Annotated in this window: 20 protein-coding genes and 1 tRNA gene; 5 read left to right on the top strand and 16 right to left on the bottom strand. The window is 67.0% G+C overall.

Annotated features, from left to right (window positions below; genetic code table 11):
• Positions 1-9: 9 nt before the first annotated feature.
• Positions 10-1,137, bottom strand: coding sequence for a flavodoxin-dependent (E)-4-hydroxy-3-methylbut-2-enyl-diphosphate synthase (gene ispG, locus NTCA1_RS03735; protein WP_159828500.1), 1,128 nt, complete (start codon positions 1,135-1,137; stop codon positions 10-12).
• 145 nt (positions 1,138-1,282) lie between these two features.
• Here ispG and NTCA1_RS03730 point away from each other — a divergent pair, with 145 nt between their 5' ends.
• Positions 1,283-2,401: a S41 family peptidase gene (locus NTCA1_RS03730; protein ID WP_159828498.1), complete on the top strand. Its 1,119-nt coding sequence runs from the start codon at positions 1,283-1,285 to the stop codon at positions 2,399-2,401.
• A gap of 8 nt (positions 2,402-2,409) precedes the next feature.
• Here the strand turns inward: NTCA1_RS03730 and NTCA1_RS03725 are convergent, their stop codons facing one another.
• From NTCA1_RS03725 to NTCA1_RS03685, 9 genes are all read right to left on the bottom strand, one after another.
• Positions 2,410-2,922 (bottom strand): GNAT family N-acetyltransferase, encoded by a 513-nt coding sequence (locus NTCA1_RS03725; protein WP_159828496.1) that lies wholly within the window; start codon positions 2,920-2,922, stop codon positions 2,410-2,412.
• Positions 2,922-3,389 carry a GNAT family N-acetyltransferase gene (locus tag NTCA1_RS03720; protein ID WP_159828493.1) on the bottom strand — a complete coding sequence of 156 codons (468 nt, stop codon included), beginning with the start codon at positions 3,387-3,389 and terminating at the stop codon, positions 2,922-2,924. The genes NTCA1_RS03725 and NTCA1_RS03720 overlap by 1 nt, the downstream gene beginning before the upstream one ends.
• Positions 3,386-4,339 (bottom strand): RDD family protein, encoded by a 954-nt coding sequence (locus NTCA1_RS03715; protein WP_159828490.1) that lies wholly within the window; start codon positions 4,337-4,339, stop codon positions 3,386-3,388. Before NTCA1_RS03715 ends, NTCA1_RS03720 begins: the two co-directional genes overlap by 4 nt.
• Positions 4,336-5,397 (bottom strand): stage II sporulation protein M, encoded by a 1,062-nt coding sequence (locus NTCA1_RS03710; RefSeq protein WP_159828487.1) that lies wholly within the window; start codon positions 5,395-5,397, stop codon positions 4,336-4,338. The genes NTCA1_RS03715 and NTCA1_RS03710 overlap by 4 nt, the downstream gene beginning before the upstream one ends.
• The gene (locus NTCA1_RS03705) at positions 5,394-6,722 is read right to left on the bottom strand and encodes a DUF58 domain-containing protein (RefSeq protein WP_159828484.1); all 1,329 of its coding nucleotides are present in this window, start codon (positions 6,720-6,722) and stop codon (positions 5,394-5,396) included. Before NTCA1_RS03705 ends, NTCA1_RS03710 begins: the two co-directional genes overlap by 4 nt.
• An 18-nt stretch (positions 6,723-6,740) precedes the next feature.
• Entirely contained in the window at positions 6,741-7,763 is a 1,023-nt protein-coding gene (locus NTCA1_RS03700) for a MoxR family ATPase (RefSeq protein WP_159828481.1), read from the bottom strand.
• Positions 7,760-9,115: a DUF4350 domain-containing protein gene (locus NTCA1_RS03695; RefSeq protein ID WP_159828478.1), complete on the bottom strand. Its 1,356-nt coding sequence runs from the start codon at positions 9,113-9,115 to the stop codon at positions 7,760-7,762. Before NTCA1_RS03695 ends, NTCA1_RS03700 begins: the two co-directional genes overlap by 4 nt.
• Positions 9,112-9,759, bottom strand: coding sequence for a hypothetical protein (locus NTCA1_RS03690; protein WP_236549087.1), 648 nt, complete (start codon positions 9,757-9,759; stop codon positions 9,112-9,114). The genes NTCA1_RS03695 and NTCA1_RS03690 overlap by 4 nt, the downstream gene beginning before the upstream one ends.
• 281 nt (positions 9,760-10,040) lie before the next feature.
• On the bottom strand, positions 10,041-10,934 hold the full coding sequence (locus NTCA1_RS03685; protein WP_086492633.1) for a prephenate dehydratase: 894 nt from the start codon (positions 10,932-10,934) through the stop codon (positions 10,041-10,043).
• Positions 10,935-11,064: 130 nt separating this feature from the next.
• Between NTCA1_RS03685 and NTCA1_RS03680 the strand changes: the two genes are divergently transcribed.
• Positions 11,065-11,709: a cytochrome c family protein gene (locus tag NTCA1_RS03680; RefSeq protein WP_159828475.1), complete on the top strand. Its 645-nt coding sequence runs from the start codon at positions 11,065-11,067 to the stop codon at positions 11,707-11,709.
• 84 nt (positions 11,710-11,793) lie between these two features.
• On the opposite strand, the gene NTCA1_RS03675 is transcribed toward NTCA1_RS03680, so the two are convergent.
• Positions 11,794-12,471 (bottom strand): RlmE family RNA methyltransferase, encoded by a 678-nt coding sequence (locus NTCA1_RS03675; RefSeq protein ID WP_086492631.1) that lies wholly within the window; start codon positions 12,469-12,471, stop codon positions 11,794-11,796.
• The gene (locus tag NTCA1_RS03670; RefSeq protein ID WP_159828472.1) at positions 12,468-13,889 is read right to left on the bottom strand and encodes a Ppx/GppA phosphatase family protein; all 1,422 of its coding nucleotides are present in this window, start codon (positions 13,887-13,889) and stop codon (positions 12,468-12,470) included. The genes NTCA1_RS03675 and NTCA1_RS03670 overlap by 4 nt, the downstream gene beginning before the upstream one ends.
• 148 nt (positions 13,890-14,037) lie before the next feature.
• On the opposite strand from NTCA1_RS03670, the gene NTCA1_RS03665 reads away from it, so the two are divergent.
• Together NTCA1_RS03665 and NTCA1_RS03660 are read left to right on the top strand one after the other, a co-directional pair.
• Positions 14,038-14,111 (top strand) — tRNA-Gln (locus tag NTCA1_RS03665).
• Positions 14,112-14,424: 313 nt separating this feature from the next.
• Positions 14,425-14,715 (top strand): histidine kinase, encoded by a 291-nt coding sequence (locus NTCA1_RS03660; RefSeq protein WP_236549086.1) that lies wholly within the window; start codon positions 14,425-14,427, stop codon positions 14,713-14,715.
• 138 nt (positions 14,716-14,853) lie between these two features.
• Here the strand turns inward: NTCA1_RS03660 and NTCA1_RS03655 are convergent, their stop codons facing one another.
• The gene (locus NTCA1_RS03655) at positions 14,854-15,162 is read right to left on the bottom strand and encodes a GIY-YIG nuclease family protein (RefSeq protein ID WP_159828469.1); all 309 of its coding nucleotides are present in this window, start codon (positions 15,160-15,162) and stop codon (positions 14,854-14,856) included.
• A 191-nt stretch (positions 15,163-15,353) separates the two neighbouring features.
• Positions 15,354-16,667 carry an oxygen-independent coproporphyrinogen III oxidase gene (gene hemN / locus NTCA1_RS03650; RefSeq protein ID WP_159828948.1) on the bottom strand — a complete coding sequence of 438 codons (1,314 nt, stop codon included), beginning with the start codon at positions 16,665-16,667 and terminating at the stop codon, positions 15,354-15,356.
• Positions 16,668-16,856: 189 nt separating this feature from the next.
• Here hemN and NTCA1_RS03645 point away from each other — a divergent pair, with 189 nt between their 5' ends.
• Positions 16,857-17,564: an OmpW family protein gene (locus NTCA1_RS03645; RefSeq protein ID WP_086492628.1), complete on the top strand. Its 708-nt coding sequence runs from the start codon at positions 16,857-16,859 to the stop codon at positions 17,562-17,564.
• Positions 17,565-17,618: 54 nt separating this feature from the next.
• Here NTCA1_RS03645 and NTCA1_RS03640 read toward each other — a convergent pair whose 3' ends face one another.
• Together NTCA1_RS03640 and NTCA1_RS03635 are read right to left on the bottom strand one after the other, a co-directional pair.
• Positions 17,619-18,320: a Crp/Fnr family transcriptional regulator gene (locus tag NTCA1_RS03640; protein WP_086492627.1), complete on the bottom strand. Its 702-nt coding sequence runs from the start codon at positions 18,318-18,320 to the stop codon at positions 17,619-17,621.
• Positions 18,321-18,569: 249 nt separating this feature from the next.
• Positions 18,570-19,625 carry an LD-carboxypeptidase gene (locus NTCA1_RS03635; RefSeq protein WP_159828466.1) on the bottom strand — a complete coding sequence of 352 codons (1,056 nt, stop codon included), beginning with the start codon at positions 19,623-19,625 and terminating at the stop codon, positions 18,570-18,572.
• Positions 19,626-19,661 lie beyond the last annotated feature (36 nt).

The raw sequence follows: 19,661 nt of genomic DNA, 5'->3' as shown, positions 1-19,661 counted from the left end.
CGGCAGGAGTCATTCGGCTGCCTGGGCCTGCGCCTCGTTCGCGGCTTCGATCTCGGCAGCCTTGGCCTCTACCAGCTTGACGATATGGTCGAGCATGTCCTCGGACTGGACGACGTGGTCGGTCACGCCCGAAAGGTAGACCATGTGCTTTCCGTTGCCGCCACCAGTCAGGCCGATGTCGGTCTCGCGCGCCTCGCCGGGGCCGTTGACGACGCAGCCGAGCACCGAGAGCGAGAGTGGGGTCTTGATGTGCTGGAGGCGGTCTTCCAGCGCCTCTACCGTGCGGATCACGTCGAAGCCTTGCCGCGCACAGCTGGGGCAGGACACCACGCGCACGCCGCGCGTGCGCAGGCCCAGCGCCTTGAGCATCTCGAAACCAACGCGCACTTCCTCTTCCGGCTCGGCGGAGAGCGAGACGCGCAGGGTGTCGCCGATGCCGGACCAGAGCAGCATGCCCATGCCGATGGAGGACTTCACGGTGCCCCCGATCAGCCCGCCCGCCTCGGTAATGCCCAGGTGCAGCGGACAGTCCACCGCATCGGCAAGGCCCTGATAGGCGGCAACGGCCAGGAACACGTCGCTGGCCTTCACCGCCACCTTGTATTCGTGGAAGTCATGATCCTGGAGCAGCTTGATGTGATCCAGCGCCGATTCGACGAGCGCTTCGGGGCACGGCTCGCCGTACTTTTCCAGAAGGTCCTTTTCGAGACTGCCCGCATTGACGCCGATGCGGATCGCACAGCCGTTGGCCTTGGCGGCGCGCACCACTTCGGCCACGCGGTCGTGGGATCCGATATTGCCGGGATTGATGCGCAGGCAGGCGGCACCGGCATCGGCGGCCTCAAGCGCCCGCTTGTAATGGAAATGGATGTCCGCGATCAGCGGCACACGGGCGGCGCGGACGATTTCCTTCATCGCCGCCGTGCTCTCCACGTCCGGGCAGGAAACGCGGATCAGGTCCGCCCCGGCATCCTCGCAGCGGCGGATCTGCTCGATCGTCGCCTTCGCGTCGGACGTGAGGGTATTGGTCATGGTCTGCACCGTGATCGGGGCATCGCCGCCGACGGGCACATTGCCGACCATGATCTGGCGGCTCTTGCGGCGCTCGATGTCGCGCCAGGGACGTACGGATGACATGCCGCCCCTATAGGCCTTTGCGGTGACGGTTTGAAGCACCATTGCGGCTTTCGACGAAAGCCTGAAACCTGCCGTCGGGGGCATTTGTCGTTTTCCGGGGAATCGGGGCATTCTCCAAGGCAGAGAAGACATCCGAAAGTCCGCCATGAAGAGCATCGTTTCAGCCCTCGTCCTCCCCCTCTCGATCGCCTCTGCGCTGGCCTCGGGGACGGCGCTCGCCACGCCGCCGCCTGTGTCGTCATCTCCCCCCTCACCCTGCCCTGCCGCAGCGCCCGAGAGCAACGATGCGGCTGCCTGCAAGCTGGCGGACCTGCTGGAACGCATGTTCATCTCCCCCGAGCAAGGCGCCCGCTATGCCGCCACCTTGCGCGGCGCCGTCGGCGCGGGTCGCTACGCCACGCTGCCGAAGGACGAAGCCGCCAGAGCAATGACTGCGGATCTCCAATCGGCCGCACCGGACGGCCACTTGCGCGTCTGGGCGGCCGAGCCGGAAGCCTCGTCCCAGGCAGGCGCGGCAGCAACGGCGACACGCCCGCCCATCCCGCTCTACGAGCAGCCCGGCTGGATCGCGCCGGGCGTCGCCTATATCCGCATCAACGAATTTCCCGACGACGAGGCGACCACCCGCGCCATGGCGCAGTTCATGGCCGATCACGCCGCCGCGCGGGCCTTGATCTTCGACTTGCGCACCCATCACGGCGGCGGGGTCCAGCAGATGGACGTCATGCTGCCCTGGCTTTTCGCCACGCCGACGCGGCTGGTGACGATGGAAAGCCCGCGCGCCGCCGAAGAGGAACTCGGCTCTCCCATCGCGGGCATCCCCTCGATGAAGCTGCTGCCTGACCCGCGCATGGTGCGGCGCGAGCATTGGGTCACGCCCAATGCCGATACCCGGCTGCGCAGCGCCAAAGTCTACCTGCTCACCGGCCCCCGCACGGCCTCTGCCGCCGAGCATTTCGCCCTTGCCATGAAGATCACCCACCGCGCGACCCTGGTGGGAGAGCCGACAGCCGGGGCGAACCATTTCGGCGGTCAGGTCGATCTGCCGGGCGGTCTCGCGGTTTTCCTGCCGGTGGGGCGTACTTACGATCCTACGACCGGCAAGGACTGGGAAGGAGACGGCGTCGCGCCGGATGAGGCCGTACCCAAGGAGCAGGCGCTTGAACGGGCGCTCACCGACCTTGGCCTGCCCGCCGCCCAGGCCAGGGCGCTATCGGATTCGCACAAGCCCACGCTGCCCATGGAGCGCCGCCAGAGGCGGTAGAACACGCCTCACATCATCCGGGCGTAGAGAAACTCGTCGTCCCGCTGCTCGCCGACCATGAAGTAGATGTCGGCCACTTTCGCGAAACCGTAGCGCGCATAGAACCGCTGCGCGCCTTCGTTGCCGCTCCACACGGACAGCTGCACTTCGTCGGCAGCCTGTTCACGAGCGATTTCCAGTGCCCGGTCCATCAATGCCGTGCCGATCCCGCGTCCGGTGGTCTGCGGATCGGTGTAGAGCTGCTTGAGCTCGATCACGCTCTGCCCGCGCGCATGGTCGGGCCAGCCGCAGGCAAGCACCAGCTTGCAGAACCCCAGCAGCCTGCCTTCTTCCTCGGCAAGGAACACCCGCATGGACGGATCGGCGATCTCCTTCGCGGCCTTCGCCTCGCTATGCGAATCGGCCAGGAAATCGGCGAGATCCTCCGGCGTATACATGTACCCGAACTTGGCGACGAAGCTGCGCGCGCCAAGGTCGGCCAGCGCGGCGGCATCGGCGGCGGCGGCGAGGCGCAGATTCATCACAGTTCCCTGGTCATGCACATGGAGAAAGGATCGGGCTCATAGCTGCCGAAGGGCGGGCACTCCACGAAACCGTGCGCGCGGTAAAGCCCGTGCGCCGCATGGAACGGCTCGGGCCGCCCGGTTTCCAGACTGACCCGCGCATAGCCCCGCGCGCGGGCCTCCTCGATCAGGCGCAGCAGGATCGCCTTGCCCACGCCCTTGCCGCGATAGTCGGGCGCAGCGCGCATCGACTTGAGTTCGCCGTGCTCCGCATCGAGGTGCTTGATCGCGCCGCAGCCGACCACGCGCTCCCCGTCCCAGGCCGAAAAGAACGTCACGTCCGGCTGGCGCAGACGCTCCGCAGGCATGGCGTGGACGCTTTCGGGCGGCGACCAGCGGTGCATCTCGTCGAGATGAAACTGGAGCAGGTCCAGCACCCGGCGATCGGTGAGATCGTCCTGCACCAACGAAAATTTAAGCGTCATCCCTGGGTCCCGGAAAACTTGTCGGCCTTGCGGCGGCCCATGCGCATGCCCGCTTCCAGCCGGGCGCGCAACTGGGTGTAGTAGTCCTCCAGGAAGGCACGCTCGTCGTTCCAGCCGTCGGTCCGCCCGATCTTGTGGGCGATTGTCTGATAGACGTTCTCCAACGAATGCGAGCGGTCGTCGCGCAGCACCCGTTCGAGGGCCTGAAGCTCGTATTCGCCGTAGACCGCCAGTTCCGCTTCCTCGAACCGGTAGTGGCGGCGGGTGTCTCCGGCGCGGGGCGCATCCGGTTGCTGCTCGGCGGGAACGGGGGCCGGTGAACCGACCGACATCGCCGCCTCCAGCTTCTGACGCGGCCGCTCCAGCACCCAGGTTCCGGCGATCATGTCGCCCGCGCGCAACCCGTCGCGGTTGAACAGGGGCATCAGCAGGAAAATCGCCAACCAGCCGGTGGCCGCCAGCCAGCCCATGCCGCTTTCCGCGCCCGCCTGCATGATGAAGACGATCGGCAGGAACAGCTCGATATCGCGCAGCAGGTTGCGCGCGATCACCATTTCCGCCGTAAGCCGCCCGCCGTCGCGCGCGGCGATGCGGATGCCGACGATCCGCTTGCCCGGCGTGGCGCCGCGCGGCCCCAGTTCGAAGAACAGGAAATAGGCGTTGCGAAACAGGAACATGGCCACGACCCAGAGGATCACCAGAAACTGCAGCGCATGGCCTAGCGCATTCTTCTGATCGAGATTGCGATCGATGCCGCTGACGCCGCCCGCGATCTCGATCAGGCCCCAGGTGGTCAGGCCCATGAGCACCAGGATCACCACGAAATCGAGAATCAGCGCACCGGCCCGCGCACCCCGGCTGGCGACGGTCACGGGCACCGAAATGCCCTCGGGCGTCACCAGCACGCGGTCCTGCCGGGTGCGGCGGTAGCGGGTCGGGACCACGCTCATGCGATGCGCACTTTGCCGCGATTGCCCCGGAAGGCGAAGAAATAGGCGCACCACAGGGCCAACATGAAGCCGCCGATCGCGAAGCGGCCGAAGGTCTGGTCTACCAGCTGGCGCGCGAAACCCTCAAGCAGCGCAGCAACGATCAGCATCAGCACCACCCCGGTCATGACCAGCGCGGCGCGGCGGCCCGCCTCGGCCGTGGCCTGAAGCACGGGTCGATTGCCGGGAAAGGTCAGGGCACGGCCGATATGCAGCCCCGCCGCGCCCGCCAGCAGGATCGCGAAAAGCTCCGTCGTGCCGTGGACGGCCAGCCAGCCCGCGAAATCGACCAGCAGCCCCGCACCGTTGTAGAGCCAGAGCATTGCCCCCAGCATCGCCATGTTGTGGATCAGCAGGAGCAGCGAAGGGATGCCGAACGCGAATCCCAGCGCAAAGGCCAGGATCGAGACTTGCGAATTGTTGCTGAAAAGCTGGGTGGCGAACAGACTCATGCCGCTGCGGTCGGCTTCACCGAACAGGGTCCGGCGCAAGGCCTCCGGCGTCGCGCCGGGCACGCGCCCGCCCGCCATGTCGCCGCCGACCAGCGCGTGATACCAGTCCACGTCATGCGCCACGAGCAGCCAGCCGACCGCCGTGCCTGCCACCATGACCGCCAGGGCCACCAGAATGTCGAGCCAGATCGTTCGCACCGCCGCGCTCCAGCCGCCGCCCAGAAAGCCGCGCAGCCAGTCCCACAGCGAACTGCGCGGACCGTAGACGACGAACCAGGCGCGCTGCACCAGCCCTTCCAGATAGGCCAGCGTCGCGGCGTCCAGCGATGTCTCGCGGGCGATCGAAAGGCTGGAGGCCACCGTGCGGTAGAGGCCCGGCAGGGCCAGCAGATCTTCGTCGGAAAGGCGGCGCAGGCGCCCCTTTTCCATGCGGCTGACGATCGCTTCCAGCCTTTGCCAATCCGCCTCGCGCTCCAGCCGGAAACGGTCGGAACGCAGCGCGGCGCTTTCGATGGCGGCAACGGAATCGGGCAGACCCGAATTGGAGAACAGGCCGGCGAGGTTCATCCGATCGCTCCCGAGCGCTTGATTTCGAGATAGGCGTCGATCAGGCGCGTGCCGATCGTATGATAGGGTGCCTCGATCACGTCGACGCCCAGCTGTTGCAGCTTCTTCGTCACCAGCGCGCGCTGACGCAGCAGGGTATCGGCCGAAACCGCCATGGACAGCGTTTCCAGATCGTCCGGCGCAGCGCCGGAGATCGCCTCCAGTTCATCGTCCGCCATGGTGACGAAGAGCACGACATGGCGCGAGACGAGGCGTCCGATCGATTCGATCATGAGCTGGGCGCTGGTGGGATCGGTAAAGTCAGAGAAGACCACGATCAGCGAGCGGCGCTGAAGCCGCGCGGCCAGAGTCGCCAGGGCCAGCGTAAAGTTGGGCTCTTCCGAGCGATACTCCAACCCGGCCGCCGCGCGCTGCAGGCGGTGGAAATCGCGCGAGGCGGTAACGAAGGGCGTCGCCACTTCGGGGCGCGCCGCAAAACCGAACAGCGAGACCCGGTCGCCGCCCTTCAGCGCGACATAGCCGGTGGCGAGCGCCGCCGAGACCGCGCGGTCGAGCCGGGGCATACCCTGGATCGGCTCGCACATCGTCTGCCCGCAATCGAAGGCGAAGACGATCTGGTTGTTGCGTTCGGTCTCGTATTCCTTGGCATAGAGATGGACGTGGCGCGCCGAGCTTTTCCAGTCGATCCGGCGACGGTCCATGCCCGGCTGATATTCAGCCAGCGATTCGAACTGGGTACCCTCGCCCCGGATGCGGCGGGCGATCAGACCGAACTGCGCGTCCTTGAGGAAAGTCTGCAAGGCAGGCGAGCGCACGGCGGCAATGTTCGGCCATACCCGCACGTCCTTGTCCAGATCACCCCGAAACTGCCGCGCGCCAAGGCCCATCGGCCCGGTCCAGCGCAGCCATGTCCGCGAGATCCGCCCGGTACCGCGCCGGGAGGCCTGAAGCTTCAGGGTTCCGCCCCAGCTTTCCGGCCCGCGCGTCAGGCTGAGGCCCGCCCTGCCGCCGCTTGCCAGCCGGGGATCGCATTCCAGCGCCAGTTCCACGCGGGCGGCGCGGGCGCCGGACAAGTCCAGCGTAACCGTCGCGTCGAACGGAACGCCGACCTCGACATCGCCCGGAACGGCGACGCGCAGATCCCCGAGCCGCCCGGCCAGCAGCGCATCCACGACGATGAGCGCCAGCACGACCAACCCGAAAAGGGGGGCCACGACCCAGGCCTCTGGCCGGGTGGCGCCGATCACCAGCGCCACCGGCGCGGCCAGCGCCAGTAGCCCGGCCGCGCGCGCGGTGGGAACCATGGGGGCGGAACCGAGGCTCATCGAATCACGCTCATCCGGTCAGCGCGGCGCCTCGGTCTGCTCGACAAGCTGGGCGACGAGCGCCTCCACCTGCTTGCCTTCGATCTCAGCGGCGGGGCTGAGCAGCAGGCGGTGGCGCAGCACCGATCCGGCCAGCGCCTTGACGTCGTCCGGCACCACATAGTCGCGCCCGTCCAGCGCGGCGCGGGCGCGGGCAGCGCCTGCCAGCAACACGGCCGCGCGCGGGCTGGCCCCGCTGGCAAGGTCCGGGCTCTCACGCGTGGCGCGCACCAGGCGCACGATGTAGTCGGTCACGCTCTCGGCCAGGGTCACTTGCGAGACCGCCTGCGAAGCGGCCGCGATCACGCCGTGGTCGGCCACCGGTTCGACGCCGCAGGCCGCGGGACTGGGCGCGCCGCGATTCTCGCCGAAGCGGGCGACGATGCGCAGTTCTTCCTCGAAGCTCGGATAATCGACGTTCAGCTTGAACAGGAAGCGATCGAGCTGCGCCTCGGGCAGCGGGTAGACGCCCTGGCTTTCGATCGGGTTCTGCGTCGCCACGACCATGAACCGCTCGGGCAGGGCATGGGCCGTGCCGTCCAGCGTGACGCGGCGCTCCTGCATGGCTTCGAGAAGCGCCGCCTGGGTCTTGGGCGGCGTGCGGTTGATCTCGTCCGCCAGCAGCAGGTCACAGAAGATCGGGCCATGCGTGAGGGTGAACTGGCTGGTCTGGAAATTGAACAGGTTGGAACCCAGGATATCGCCCGGCATCAGGTCCGGTGTGAACTGGATGCGGCCGAAATCCAGCCCCAGCGTCGCCGCGAAGCACTGCGCAAGGAAGGTCTTGGCGGTTCCCGGAGGGCCTTCCAGCAGCACGTGCCCGCGGGCCAGCAGGGCGATCAGCAGGTGCTCCACCGTCTCGCTCTGGCCGACCACGGCCTTGGCGATCTGCTCGCGGATACGCCCGGCCAGCGCCGAAACACCGCCGAGGTCGATGGCGAGGTCGATGGCGCGATCGGCCGTGAGATCGCCCCCGGGAACAGGAGATGGGAGATCGGTCATCGAGTCAGCATCCTTTCGAGCGCGTGGAGATCGCGCGCAGCCTTGACGAGATCATGCGGCTTGCGCGCGTGCCTGAGGCGCGCGGCAATCGCGGAAAAAGGTTCGACATCGCCCTTGCGCGAGGCCAGCGCCCGGTCGATCGCGGCATCGGCCTGTTCGGGCGCCAGCGTGCGCGGCAGGGCCAGGGCATGGACCAGCCGTTCGCGCGCCCGGTCGGCATAAGGCCCGCCGATCAGGTGCAGGCGGCGCGAACGGCGCACCAGCCCGGCGGAATTGGCCACGAGCGCGCGCTTGCCGAAGGCGATGGCCCGTTCGGCGGCGAGCGGCGGGCCGAAGCGCAGGAACGCCCGCCAGCCCAGCACGAGCGCGGCCAGCAGCAGGCACAGCGTGGCGGCCAGGAACGGCGGCGTGAAGGCCAGGGTCAGCAGGTTCTGCGCGCGGCCGAAGCCGTTCATGGTGAGATCGAAAGTGACCGTGCCGCCAGGCTCCAGTTCGCCCGCCGCGACCAGCGCCTCCAGCAACCCTGCGGCGCGGCGATCGGCCATGCCCCAGTTGTCCAGCAGATCGGGCTCGAACACGACGAGTAGCGGATAGAGGTCCTCGTCCTCGACATCCGCGTAGCGCGGGCCCAGCGCCGCCTTTTCCAGCGCCGGATAGCTGCCGCCGTCGTCGATGAACCCCGCCAGGGTCCGCCCGTCCTGCTCCCGCACCAGCGGCACCAGGGTCTCGCCGCGCGCCGATTGCAGGTGCTTGCGGCTCGGCAGGATCCCCGCCAGCCCGAGCCCCTCCCAGCGCGCGGGCTGGCCATTGGCATCGACATCGCCCTGGACGAGCGACACGTCGTCTAGGAAACCGCGCCATTCCAGGGGCCGCATGCCTTGCAGGTTGACCCAGCCGGTCCTGGCGTCCTTCTGCTGGCGGCCTGCGGGAAGCGCCATCCACTTGGGCAGGATCACCAGGGTCGGCCCGACATAGCGCCGCCCGGACACGATCTTCTCGATATCCTTGCCGTCCGCTCCCGCAGGCGGCGTCAACACCAGCAGGCCGGCCTTGTCGAGCTGCCCGGCATTGCGCGCGCGGACGACGGGATGACCGCGCCGTTCGAGATAGCGCGCCATGGCGGCATAGCCATTGAGGCCGCGCCCGTCGGCATGGGCCTGCCCGTCGTTGGTAGTGCCGAAACCGGTGCCCGTGCCGATCATCCACAGCAGGGCAAGGAACAGCGCCGAACCGAGCAGGACCAGTGCCAGCACCGCCCAGCGCGAAAAGGGATTGGCGCCCACGGCAACGGCGGGATGGAGGTCCGGCCGAGGCGAAGCGCTCTCGGGCGCGCTGCTTGCGATATCGGTCATGCGCGCAGTTCCGTGCGGGCGAAGCGGGCATAGGCCTCGCGCGCGGCGGCCCAGTCTCCGGCGTCGAGGTCCCGCAAGGCGAAGCGGCTGCGCTCCACGCGCGTGGCGATCGTGGCGAAGGCCTCGCGCCCGGTATCCGGCAGCATCGGCAGCACGGAAATCTCGCGCGCGGTGCTGGCGGGGTGGAGCCAGTCCGGCCGCGCCTGCCGGATCTGGCCGACGCTGCGGCGCAGGAGCAGGTGCGTGGCTTCGGCAAAGCGGCCCTGCGCCGCCAGACGATCGGCATCTTCCAGCAGGGCCAGGGCTTCCGCTTCGGCGGGAACCCAGCCTTCCGGCGCTTCCTCGCGGCTGCGACCCCGCCAGGCCTCGATCGCCGGGCCGAAGATGCGCCAGAGCACGAAGAGCGCCAGAACCACGGCCAGCACGATCAATATGTTCGAGAAGACCGGCCAGGACATGCCCAGCAGCCTGCCGACCGGCGCGAAGATCGCCTCCAGCAGGTGCCCCAACGCCTGGAGCCACTCGGGGACCTGCGCCGGTTCGGGCGGCTTTACCGGCGCGAGCGGCGCATACTGGACATCGGCCGCGCCCCGCACGGCTTCCCAGTCGCTTGCGGCCTTCCCGGCCGCATTCGCACCTGACATCTGAGCCCCATCAGCCATACCGGCGCGATGATTGGCATGGGGGGATCGGCTGCGCAAGGCATTGCGGGAATTGGAGGAGTTTGTTTGGAAATCCGCGATGGGAGTCGTTGTTGGGAGCGGGAGTCTTTGTTGAGTGCGCTCGTCACATCCGTGACGAGCTTGCGGCACCGGCCCACGCCCCCACCCACCACCCGCAGGATACTACCGTTGGGTGGTGGGTGGGGCCGTGGGCCGGTGCCGCTAAAATCCGCCTGCGGCGGATTTTCAAACCTGGCCCGACCTCACCCCCGCGCGCGGGCCTGACGATAAGTCCCCAGCGGACGCACGTACTTGCAATGGAACGCCAGTTCCTGAAGCGCCATGTCGATGCGCGGCTCGCCCGGCGCACCTTCGATATCCGCGTAGAACGTCGTCGCGGCGAAGCTGGCACCGATCTGGTAGCTTTCCAGCTTGGTCATGTTGACGCCGTTCGTGGCAAAGCCGCCCAGCGCCTTGTAGAGCGCGGCGGGGATGTTCTTCACCTCGAAGATGAACGTGGTCATCGCCTTCTCGCCCTTGATCTCGAACGGATCGAGCGGCTCGCGCGACAGCACCACGAAGCGCGTGGTATTGTCGGCGGCGTCCTCCACGTTGTCCTCGACGATCTTCAGACCGTAAAGCTCGGCGGCAAGCCGGGGCGCGATGGCGCAGGCCTCGGGATCGTCCTGCTCGCGCACGAAGGCGGCGGCACCGGCGGTATCGGCATAGGCCATCGGCACGATGCCCCGCGCCCGCAAGTAGTGGCGCGACTGGCCGAGCGCCTGCGGATGGCTGTAGGCGGCGGAGAAAGGCCCCTCGCCCAGCGCCATCAGCGCATGCTCGATGCCCATGAAGTGTTCGCCCACGATCGACAGGCCGCTTTCCGGCAGGAGGAAGTGGATATCCGCCACGCGCCCGTGCTGCGAATTCTCGATCGGGATGATCGCCCGGTCGGCCCGCCCTTCCTTCACCGCGTCCAACGCATCCTCGAACGAGAAGCAGGGAAGCGGCAGGCAATCGGGATCGTGCTCCAGCGCCGCGCGGTGCGAATTGCATCCGGGGGCGCCCTGAAAGGCTGCGGCGCGGGAAGGATCGCCCGCAGCGGCCTCCGTCATGCGGGCAACGAGATCGAGAGCGGGTTCGGGATAGGAATGCATAGCGACCGGGCGATTAAGCCGCAAAGGCGATGTCCGCAATGGCTCTTGCGCTAACTTGCTGGCAACTCTAGAGCCTGTGACCAAAGAGGATGATAAAAAACTCCACCCGTGGGGCAAGGGCAAACAAGAAATGGATGATCGTTTCAACACCATTGCCGGTTGGGCGCTGTTCGCCGGTATCGTCGGTCTTGGTCTGACCACCGTAAGCTCTCATTACTTCAGTGCCGACAAGCCGCATCGCCCCGAAACGATGGGATACGCCATCGAAGGCGTGGAACAGGAAGGCGAAGCAGGCGCGGAACCGCCGATCGCCACGCTCCTTGCCAGCGCGGATCCGGCCAAGGGCCAGGCGACCTTCGCCAAGTGCGCCTCCTGCCACACGATCAACCAGGGCGGCGCCAACGGCATCGGCCCCAACCTCCACGGCGTCGTCGGCGAAGCGATCGGCAAGGGCGTGGGCGGCTTTGCCTTCTCCGACGCGCTCAAGAAAGTCGGCGGCAACTGGGACTTCGACAAGCTGAACGACTGGCTGAAGAACCCCAAGGCTTTCGCCCCCGGCACCAAGATGACTTTCGCAGGCCTGCCCAAGGGTGAGGACCGCGCCAACGTGATCGCCTATCTCAACGCGCAGGGCTCCAACCTGCCGCTTCCCGCAGCGCCTGCCGCCGATGCGGCTGCTCCGGCGGCCGACACTGCCGCTGCCCCGTCGGAAGGCGCGGAAGCACCCGCAGCCGACGCCCCCGCTGCCGAAGCCGGCGAAGCCGCCGCGCAGTAAGCCATTTCGGCCCGACAGAAAAACGGTCCGCAAGGCAGGCGCCTCGCGGACCGTTTTTCTTGGTCGATCGGATTTTCGATCAGTTTATTCGGACGCTTCCACCGGCCCCTTGAAGCCCTTGGCGATGACGTACCATTCCGATGAGCCCTTGCGGCTGGCCGGCGGCTTGGCGTGCTTCACGCTGGTGAAGCGCTTCTTCAGGATGCCGAGCAGTTCGGTATCGGTGCCGCCCGCGAAGACCTTGGCCACGAAAGTGCCGCCCGGCGCGAGATACTGGATCGCGAAGTCCGCCGCCGTTTCGACCAGGCCCATCGTGCGCAAGTGGTCGGTCTGCTTGTGGCCCACGGTATTGGCGGCCATATCCGAAAGCACCAGGTCCGGCGCGCCTTCCAGCGCCCCTTCCAGCGCGGCGGGGGCTTCATCGGCCATGAAGTCCATCTCGAAGATGGTCACGCCCTCGATGGGATCGGTGGGCAGCAGGTCGATGCCGACCACTTTGGCCTTGGGGCACTTCAGGCGCAGCACCTGGCTCCAGCCCCCCGGCGCGATGCCGAGGTCGACGGCGCGGGTGACGCCCTTGAACAAGTCGAATTTCTCGTCGAGCTCGATCAGCTTGTAGGCCGCGCGGCTGCGATAGCCGTCGGCCTTGGCCTGCTTGACGTAAGGATCGTTGAGCTGGCGGGTCAGCCAGCGCGCGGAACTGGTGGTCCGCTTCTTGGCGGTGCGAAGCCGCTCGTTGGGGTCGCGTCCTGAACGGCTCATGGCCGGTTCTCCAAATGATGGGCCAGGTGATCCGGTCTGCCGGTCATGGCGGGGTTCTTGCCGCTGGAATGCGAGGCGATGAGGCTGCGCAGGATGCCCTCGCGGATGCCGCGATCGGCCACGCCAAGACGCGCGGCGGGCCAGAGGTCGAGAATCGATTCGAGGATAGCGCAGCCCGCGACGACAAGGTCCGCCCGCTCGCGGCCAATGCAGTTCACCTCGCGCCGCTCCTCGATCGACATCGACGAGAGCCGCGAACTGATCGACCGCATCGATTCGGCGGGCACGATCAGCCCATCGACCATGCGCCGGTCGTACTGCGGCAGTTCGAGATGAAGGCTGGCCAGCGTCGTCACCGTGCCGCTGGTGCCCAGCAGGCGCAGCGGCCCGGTCTGCGCGGCGCTCTCCCGCGCTGTGGCGACGCGCTTGGCAAAGGCGGCAAAACTGTCGGACACGAGGCCGTGCATGTGCCGGTAACGCTCCAGGCGCTCTTCCAGCGTATTGCCTTCGGGGCCGCAGCTTTCGGTCAGCGAGACGACGCCCCAGGGCACCGATTGCCAGTCCAGGATGCGCGGCACCGTATCGGTGCTTTCGATCAGGACCAGCTCGGTCGAACCGCCGCCGATGTCAAAGATCATCGCCGGGCCGATCCCCTCTTCCAGCAGGACGTGGCAGCCGAGCACGGCCAGCCGCGCTTCCTCGCGGGCGCTGATGATATCCAGCGCGATGCCGGTTTCCTCGCGCACGCGCTCGATGAATTCCGGCCCGTTTTCCGCACGGCGGCAGGCCTCGGTCGCCACCGAGCGCGCGAGATAGACATTGCGCCGCATCAGCTTGTCCGCGCAGACCCGCAGGGCGGCCAGCGTGCGCTCCATCGCCTCTTCGGAAAGCCTGCCCGATTGCGCGAGCCCCTCGCCCAGCCGCACGACGCGGCTGAAGGCATCGATCACCGTGAAGTTCTCGCCGGAGGGACGGGCGATGAGCAGGCGGCAGTTGTTGGTGCCGAGATCGATCGCCGCATAGGATTGCCGGTAGGGACGGGCGCCGATCGGCCCCAGCACGCCGTTCTGGGGAAGCGATGCGGGCGCGGCGGAAGGCGCGGCGCTCTCCGCGACCTTGCTTTCAGCGGCCTTGGTCTGAACGCGCGGCTTCTTCGCTGAACGCGCACCGCTCTTGCGGGAGCCCCGCTTGCGGCTGCCGGTTCGGCGTGATTCCGACTGGCGGGGCGACGCCTGCGAACCGGATGTCTTCTCTTCGCGCGGCGCTCCGCCTGCCTCGGCGGCGCTGCCCGGCGGGCGCGCCTTGTCCTTGGCCGTGCCGGGTCCAGTTGAGCGTGACTTGCCCTTCCTCGCCTTGCGCCGCCTTCCCGTGCGGCCCGACACATCGACTCTTGCTGCCGGCGGATCTTGCTCCGCCATGATAAATAATCTCGTTCGAATAAATCTTACCGCCATACGTGGCGGATACCTGAGGCGATGCTAACGCCCCCCGGCCCATGGAGCAACCCTGACTGCAAAAAGGGTGCTTGACGCGAATCAGAAGCCCTACTAGAGGGGCGCCTCCCGATGCCCCGTCGTCTAATGGTAAGACTACGGATTCTGATTCCGTCTATCGAGGTTCGAATCCTCGCGGGGCATCCAATTCTCCCTAAATCGCTGAAATTCGGGCACTCCCTGCCTTGGCTGCGCCGCTCGCAAGCGCTGCGCCCATCACGGCGCGCAGCCCGCGAATCACTTCGCGGTGCAATTGCGAGACCGGGCCGGGCACGGAAAAACGGGCGACCCACGAGGAGCCGCCCGAAGTTGGGGAGAAGCGGTTTCACACCGCCCGCAAGGTTCGCCCTGGCGGTGCGCGACCGACAAGGCCCTTATCGCCGCCGAATCGCGAACCCGCATTGATCGCGGTCAAACCACTCGCTTGAAAATCCGGCCCATCGCTTAAAAATCCGCCGCGATGGTCGTTACGGTCTTCATGGACGCCCCCAGATTCCAGCCGACGCCGATCCCGCGCCCACGGCGGCGCAAGCGCTGCACGCATGTGACGCTGACCGATTCGGCGGGAAATGCCATCGACGTCATGGTCCGCAACCTCTCCTCGCGCGGCCTCAGCGCCGCCTGCGCGGGAACTCCGCCCCACTGCAACGCCGTCGTCCGCGCGGTCATGGGAGACGGCCGGGAACTCTGGGGATTGGTGCGCTGGGTGAAAGGCAACGTCATCGGCGTGGAATTCGACACCGGCTCCTAGGCTGCATGGGCACATTCGAGGACGCATGGCAGCGGTGGCTATCTGGGAAATTCTCCTGAAATCCGCTATTCAGGTCACGCTGACATTGCAGCCAATAGCTGCCTGTCCGCCCCCAACAAAGCTGACCTCCCCACCCGCTCAGGCTGAGCTTGTCGAAGCCCCCTGCGGCGAGGCGCTACGGGCCAGTTCGCTGACCAATATCCAATCCCCAGCCATCATCGCTTCCTTCTTGGCGCGACTCCAACCCTTGAGTTTGCGTTCTGCCGCAAAGGCTTCATCGCGGGTCTGAAAATCCTGAGCCCACAAGAACACCGCCGGCAAGCGCCGGGACGTGTATCCTTGGAATGCGGCGCTCTGGTGTTCGGCAATGCGGCGTTCGAGGTCATCGGTACGGCCGACGTAGTACGTGCCGTCCCGGCAACGCAGAATGTAAGTGTGGAACGCCATCGGGTGGGAAGTCTGGCGTTGCGGGCGGGCTTCGACAAGCTCAGCCTGAGCGGGGGTGGGGTTAAATCCTGGCAAGCGTGAACATATCCGCTAACCCCGACTTCTCTGCCATTCACCCAGTTTGCGTACCTGCCCGAAAGAGGAAGTTCATTCAGAGCGGATTTGTCCACGTGGCCTAGTGCCGTGCGCCCCTAGACCGCGGAACTGAAGCGCCGCAGCGAATCCTTGCGGTAGGGGTCGAAGCGCGCCGCGATCGAGCGGGCGTAAGGCAGGCCCTCCGGCAGGATCACGAGGTCGGCGCCGTCGCCGTCGCACAGGCCCGCCTCGAAATAGGGGAGGAGCAGCGGCCAGGCCTCGCACTGAAGGTCCGGGTCGATGCGTGCCCTGCCCCGGCATAGCAGCGCTTCGATTACCGCGCCGCGCCGCCGGTCTTCCGCGCTGCGCCGGATACCGCGATTGGCCGTCAACCGGTCCTGCGACAGCATCATGCGGTAGCGCCCGCTGTTCTTCTCGTTCTGCACCAGCAGATCGGGAAATCCGCTGATGGAGGACGCGCCGAGGCCCAGCAGCACCGGCGCCCTGTCCTCGGTAAAGCCCTGGAAGTTGCGGCGCAGCCTGCCGGAAAGCGTGGCCTGCGCCAGGGCGTCGCCCGGCCGGGCGAAATGGTCGAAGCCGATCGGCACATAGCCCGCGTCAACCAGCAGCGCATAACCCCGCGCGGCCATGGCGAAGCGCTGCTCGGCGCCGGGCAAGGCATGGGCATCGATCTTGCGCTGGCGCGCGATCAGGTGGGGGACATGGGCATATCCGAACAGCGCGATCCGGTCCGCGCCGAGCGCGACGGTGCGGCGAAGCGAATCCTCCAGATGCGCCATGGTCTGCCCGGGCAATCCGTACATCAGGTCGAAATTGAGCGAATCGACGCCGGCCTGCCGCAGCATGGCCGTGGTCTCCTCGATCATCCGCGCCGGCTGCACGCGGCCGATCGCCTGCTGGAGGTCTTCGGAGAACGTCTGGACGCCCAGGCTGGCGCGGGTGATCCCCACTGCGCCGATCACCGCCGCCCATTCAGCGCGCATCGTGCGCGGGTCCAGTTCGATCGACAGGACCGGGTTCGAGGCGGAAAACTGCAGCGCCAGCGCATCCACCAGCCGCACGAAATCGACCGGCGCAATGCCGTTGGGGCTGCCCCCGCCGAACGCGATCCGCGTCACCCGCGCGCCTTGCGGGAGCCGCTCGGCAACGAGGCCGATCTCCCGGTGCAGGGCGTCGAGATAGCCGGAGACCCGGTCGGTGCGGTTGGCGACGCTGGTGTTGCAGCCGCAGTACCAGCAGATCTTTTCGCAGAAGGGGATATGGACGTAGAGCGAAACCTCGCCCCCCGCCCCCGACAGCGCCTGCACGAAAGCATCGGCGCCGACGCTCTCGTCGAACTCCGCCGCCGTGGGAAAGCTGGTGTAGCGGGGCACCGGGATCGCCAGCAGCTCGGGATGATAGGTCCACATGCCCCGCAGCATCGCGCGCGCCGCCCCTGCCGTCATTGCGTTCGATCAACTTGCGCCGATCGGCGGAAATTCGCCGATTTTTGCGCGCGATCAATTCCCCGCGCCGCCAATGGGACCAAAGCGTCCCTGCTGCCGCTCAAGAGGGGGGACCCGCACGGTGCGGCCCCGGCGGCGCAGGAAAGACCGAACATGCGCAAGACGACCCTGCTCGCGGCTACCGCTTTCGTTGCCGCCGCCACCGCGATCGCCGCCCCGGCCATGGCCGGAAGCCCGGACGGCAAGTGGCAGGTCAAGGTCCTCGGCACCGCCGTGCTGCCGGACGGCGGAATCGACAAGATCAAGTCGATCGACACCGACACCACCCTCGGCGGCACCCTGGCCACGCTCGACACCGTGGGCACCAAGGCCAACGACAACGTCGTGCCGACGCTGGCGGTGGAATACTTCTTCACTAAGGCCTTCTCGGTGGAGACGATCTGCTGTTTCACCCAGCACCATGTCAACGGAACCGGCGATATCGCGGGCGCGGGCCTCGTCGATCACGTGCTGATCCTGCCCGCCACGGTGACCGCCAAGGCGCACCTCGACACCGGCACCCCCTTCAAGCCCTATGTCGGCGCGGGCCCTGCCTGGTTCTTCGTGTTCGACGAAAAGCCCGGCGCGACCGCGCGTTCGCTGGGCGTGGACAAAGTGAAGATGTCGAACAAGCTGGGCTTCGCGCTGCAGGCGGGCATGGACATCGCCATCAACGACAAGGGCCTCGGCCTTTCGCTGGACGCCAAGAAGTACTGGGTGAAGCCCACCGCATCGTTCTACGAAGGCGACGACCTGGCGCTGAAGACGCGCCACGACCTCGATCCCTGGGTGCTCAGCGCGGGCGTATCCTACCGCTTCTGAACGGCGCCGAGATCCAAAAGGAAAAAGGGGAGCTTCGTGCTCCCCTTTCTTCGTCTACCCCGCCTCTGCCACCAGCGCCGCATGGTCGAGGATCGTCACGTCCCGGCGCGAGGGCAGGTCGATCACGCGGTCGTTCTTGAAACGGGTGAACTGGCGGCTCACCGTCTCGATGGTCAGGCCCAGCACGTCGGCGATCTGCTGGCGCGAGAACGGCAGGGTGATGCGGCGCGGCGCGGCATCCTCGAAATTCCACGTACAGCCCGGAGGCTGGAGCCGCTCGTCCATTTCCAGCAGGAAACTGGCCAGCTTTTCCGATGCCGACTTGCGGCCGAGCAGCAGCATCCAGCGGCGCGTGCGGTCAAGCTCGGCGAGGGTGCGTTCCAGCAGCTTGTGTTCCAGCGCCGGATGCTCGCGCGCGAAGGCATCGAAATCGCGGCGCGAGAAGACGCAGACCTTGGCCTCGGTCAGGGCCGTGGCGCCGTGGCCGGTCGTGCCGCCGAAGGGCCTGCCGATGAAGTCGGAAGGGTAAACCACGCCCACGATCTGCTCGCGCCCGTCCTCGGTATTGGTCGATAGCTTGAGCACGCCTTCGATCACATTGGCGACGAGAACCGAATCCTCGCCCTCCCAGATCAGCGATTCGCCGGGTTCGATCGTGCGCGTGCGCCCGATCGCGTTGAGCGCCTCCAGCTCTTTCGCATCGAGGGATGAACAGATCGCCCGGTTACGAACGACGCACAGGTCACAGTTGGACATGGCGCCTGCGATAACAGCCACTTCCGCATGGCTCAAGAGCGGGTCCCCAGACCGCTTGAAGCCATTTGGAGGAACTCGGGGTTTTCACAGAGTCTGTTTGAAAATTCGCAGAATGCGAATTTTGCGGCACCGGCCCACGCCCCCACCCTACCACCCAACGGTAGTATCCTGCGGGTGGTAGGGTGGGGGCGTGGGCCGGTGCCGCTCTGAAAATGCCTATACGGGCATTTTCCAAACGGACTCCCAAACTCAGATCACGGCCGGTTCCAGCAGGCGCATGGTGCCGGCATCGGCGTCGATCTCTACTGGGAGGCCCACCGGCACGCTCAGCTGCGCGGCGACATGGCCGATCTGGAGCCCCTGGAACGCGGGCACCTTGAGCGCGGAGAACTGGCGGTCCAGCACCTCGTAGATCGTGAAGTTCGAATAACCGCCGTCGGGGTTCCGGCAGCCGGTGCATTGGCCGAAGACGACGCCCGCGACCTTGTCGAACACCCCCGCCAGCGCGAACTGGGTGAGCATCCGGTCGATCCGGTATTCGGATTCGTTGGTATCCTCGATGAACAGCACCGCGCCGGTAAAGTCGGGCAGATAGGGCGTGCCGACCAGCCCGGTGAGCACGGTGAGATTGCCGCCCAGCAGGCGCCCCTGCGCCTTGCCGCCGCGAAAGGTGCGCAAGTCCTTGCCCCGCCCGGAAAGGTTCGCGCCTGCTCCTTCCGGCACGCGCCAAGTCGGCGTCGCCCCTTCGAAAGCAAGCGCATGGAACGAATCCCACGCGGCAGGCGGCCAGGAGGCGGAGGCGTTGGGGCCATGGATGCTGGCCACTCCGGTGCGCGCCGCGAAAGCGAGGTGGAGCGCGGTATTGTCGCTGAAGCCGGCGAAGATCTTGGGATTCGCCGCGATCCGGTCGAAATCGAGCAGCGGCAGGATTCGCGCGCAGCCCCAGCCGCCCGCCACCGACATGATCCCGCGCACTTTCGGATCGGTGAACATGGCCATGAGATCGCCCGCCCGCGCCGCGTCCGAACCGGCCAGATAGCCTTCGCGGTCCAGCAGATGCGGCGCCGCCTTCGGCTCCAGACCCATGGCGCGAACGGTGGCCATGATCGAATCCAGCCCGAACCGGTCCCCCACGAAACGCGCAGGCGCCGCGAGGCCAAGCACGTCACCCTCGCGCAGACGCGGCGGCTTCACCAGCTTGCGCGAAGGCGCGGAGAGGGCCGGAAGCGCAGGCAGCATGCTCGCCGCCAAGGCCATGCTCCCACCCGCGAGAACCGAGCGCCGCGTCAGTATCTGTTTCGACATGAAGGCAGGCTAGGGAAGCCCATACTTGCACGCAAC

It is taken from the genome of Novosphingobium sp. TCA1 (assembly GCF_009811895.1).
Taxonomy (GTDB): Bacteria; Pseudomonadota; Alphaproteobacteria; order Sphingomonadales; family Sphingomonadaceae; genus Novosphingobium; species Novosphingobium panipatense_A.
Note: the sequence above shows the minus strand (reverse complement) of the source record. Positions and strands in the feature narration are given on the sequence as shown.

What these genes read in the sequence shown, in the direction of transcription:
- ispG (WP_159828500.1), bottom strand. Translation starts at nt 1,137, where the DNA reads ATGTCATCCGTACGTCCCTGGCGCGACATCGAGCGCCGCAAGAGCCGC.
- NTCA1_RS03730 (WP_159828498.1), top strand. Translation starts at nt 1,283, where the DNA reads ATGAAGAGCATCGTTTCAGCCCTCGTCCTCCCCCTCTCGATCGCCTCT.
- NTCA1_RS03725 (WP_159828496.1), bottom strand. Translation starts at nt 2,922, where the DNA reads ATGAATCTGCGCCTCGCCGCCGCCGCCGATGCCGCCGCGCTGGCCGAC.
- NTCA1_RS03720 (WP_159828493.1), bottom strand. Translation starts at nt 3,389, where the DNA reads ATGACGCTTAAATTTTCGTTGGTGCAGGACGATCTCACCGATCGCCGG.
- NTCA1_RS03715 (WP_159828490.1), bottom strand. Translation starts at nt 4,339, where the DNA reads ATGAGCGTGGTCCCGACCCGCTACCGCCGCACCCGGCAGGACCGCGTG.
- NTCA1_RS03710 (WP_159828487.1), bottom strand. Translation starts at nt 5,397, where the DNA reads ATGAACCTCGCCGGCCTGTTCTCCAATTCGGGTCTGCCCGATTCCGTT.
- NTCA1_RS03705 (WP_159828484.1), bottom strand. Translation starts at nt 6,722, where the DNA reads ATGAGCCTCGGTTCCGCCCCCATGGTTCCCACCGCGCGCGCGGCCGGG.
- NTCA1_RS03700 (WP_159828481.1), bottom strand. Translation starts at nt 7,763, where the DNA reads ATGACCGATCTCCCATCTCCTGTTCCCGGGGGCGATCTCACGGCCGAT.
- NTCA1_RS03695 (WP_159828478.1), bottom strand. Translation starts at nt 9,115, where the DNA reads ATGACCGATATCGCAAGCAGCGCGCCCGAGAGCGCTTCGCCTCGGCCG.
- NTCA1_RS03690 (WP_236549087.1), bottom strand. Translation starts at nt 9,759, where the DNA reads ATGTCAGGTGCGAATGCGGCCGGGAAGGCCGCAAGCGACTGGGAAGCC.
- NTCA1_RS03685 (WP_086492633.1), bottom strand. Translation starts at nt 10,934, where the DNA reads ATGCATTCCTATCCCGAACCCGCTCTCGATCTCGTTGCCCGCATGACG.
- NTCA1_RS03680 (WP_159828475.1), top strand. Translation starts at nt 11,065, where the DNA reads ATGGATGATCGTTTCAACACCATTGCCGGTTGGGCGCTGTTCGCCGGT.
- NTCA1_RS03675 (WP_086492631.1), bottom strand. Translation starts at nt 12,471, where the DNA reads ATGAGCCGTTCAGGACGCGACCCCAACGAGCGGCTTCGCACCGCCAAG.
- NTCA1_RS03670 (WP_159828472.1), bottom strand. Translation starts at nt 13,889, where the DNA reads ATGGCGGAGCAAGATCCGCCGGCAGCAAGAGTCGATGTGTCGGGCCGC.
- NTCA1_RS03660 (WP_236549086.1), top strand. Translation starts at nt 14,425, where the DNA reads ATGGTCGTTACGGTCTTCATGGACGCCCCCAGATTCCAGCCGACGCCG.
- NTCA1_RS03655 (WP_159828469.1), bottom strand. Translation starts at nt 15,162, where the DNA reads ATGGCGTTCCACACTTACATTCTGCGTTGCCGGGACGGCACGTACTAC.
- hemN (WP_159828948.1), bottom strand. Translation starts at nt 16,667, where the DNA reads ATGTGGACCTATCATCCCGAGCTGCTGGCGATCCCGGTGCCCCGCTAC.
- NTCA1_RS03645 (WP_086492628.1), top strand. Translation starts at nt 16,857, where the DNA reads ATGCGCAAGACGACCCTGCTCGCGGCTACCGCTTTCGTTGCCGCCGCC.
- NTCA1_RS03640 (WP_086492627.1), bottom strand. Translation starts at nt 18,320, where the DNA reads ATGTCCAACTGTGACCTGTGCGTCGTTCGTAACCGGGCGATCTGTTCA.
- NTCA1_RS03635 (WP_159828466.1), bottom strand. Translation starts at nt 19,625, where the DNA reads ATGTCGAAACAGATACTGACGCGGCGCTCGGTTCTCGCGGGTGGGAGC.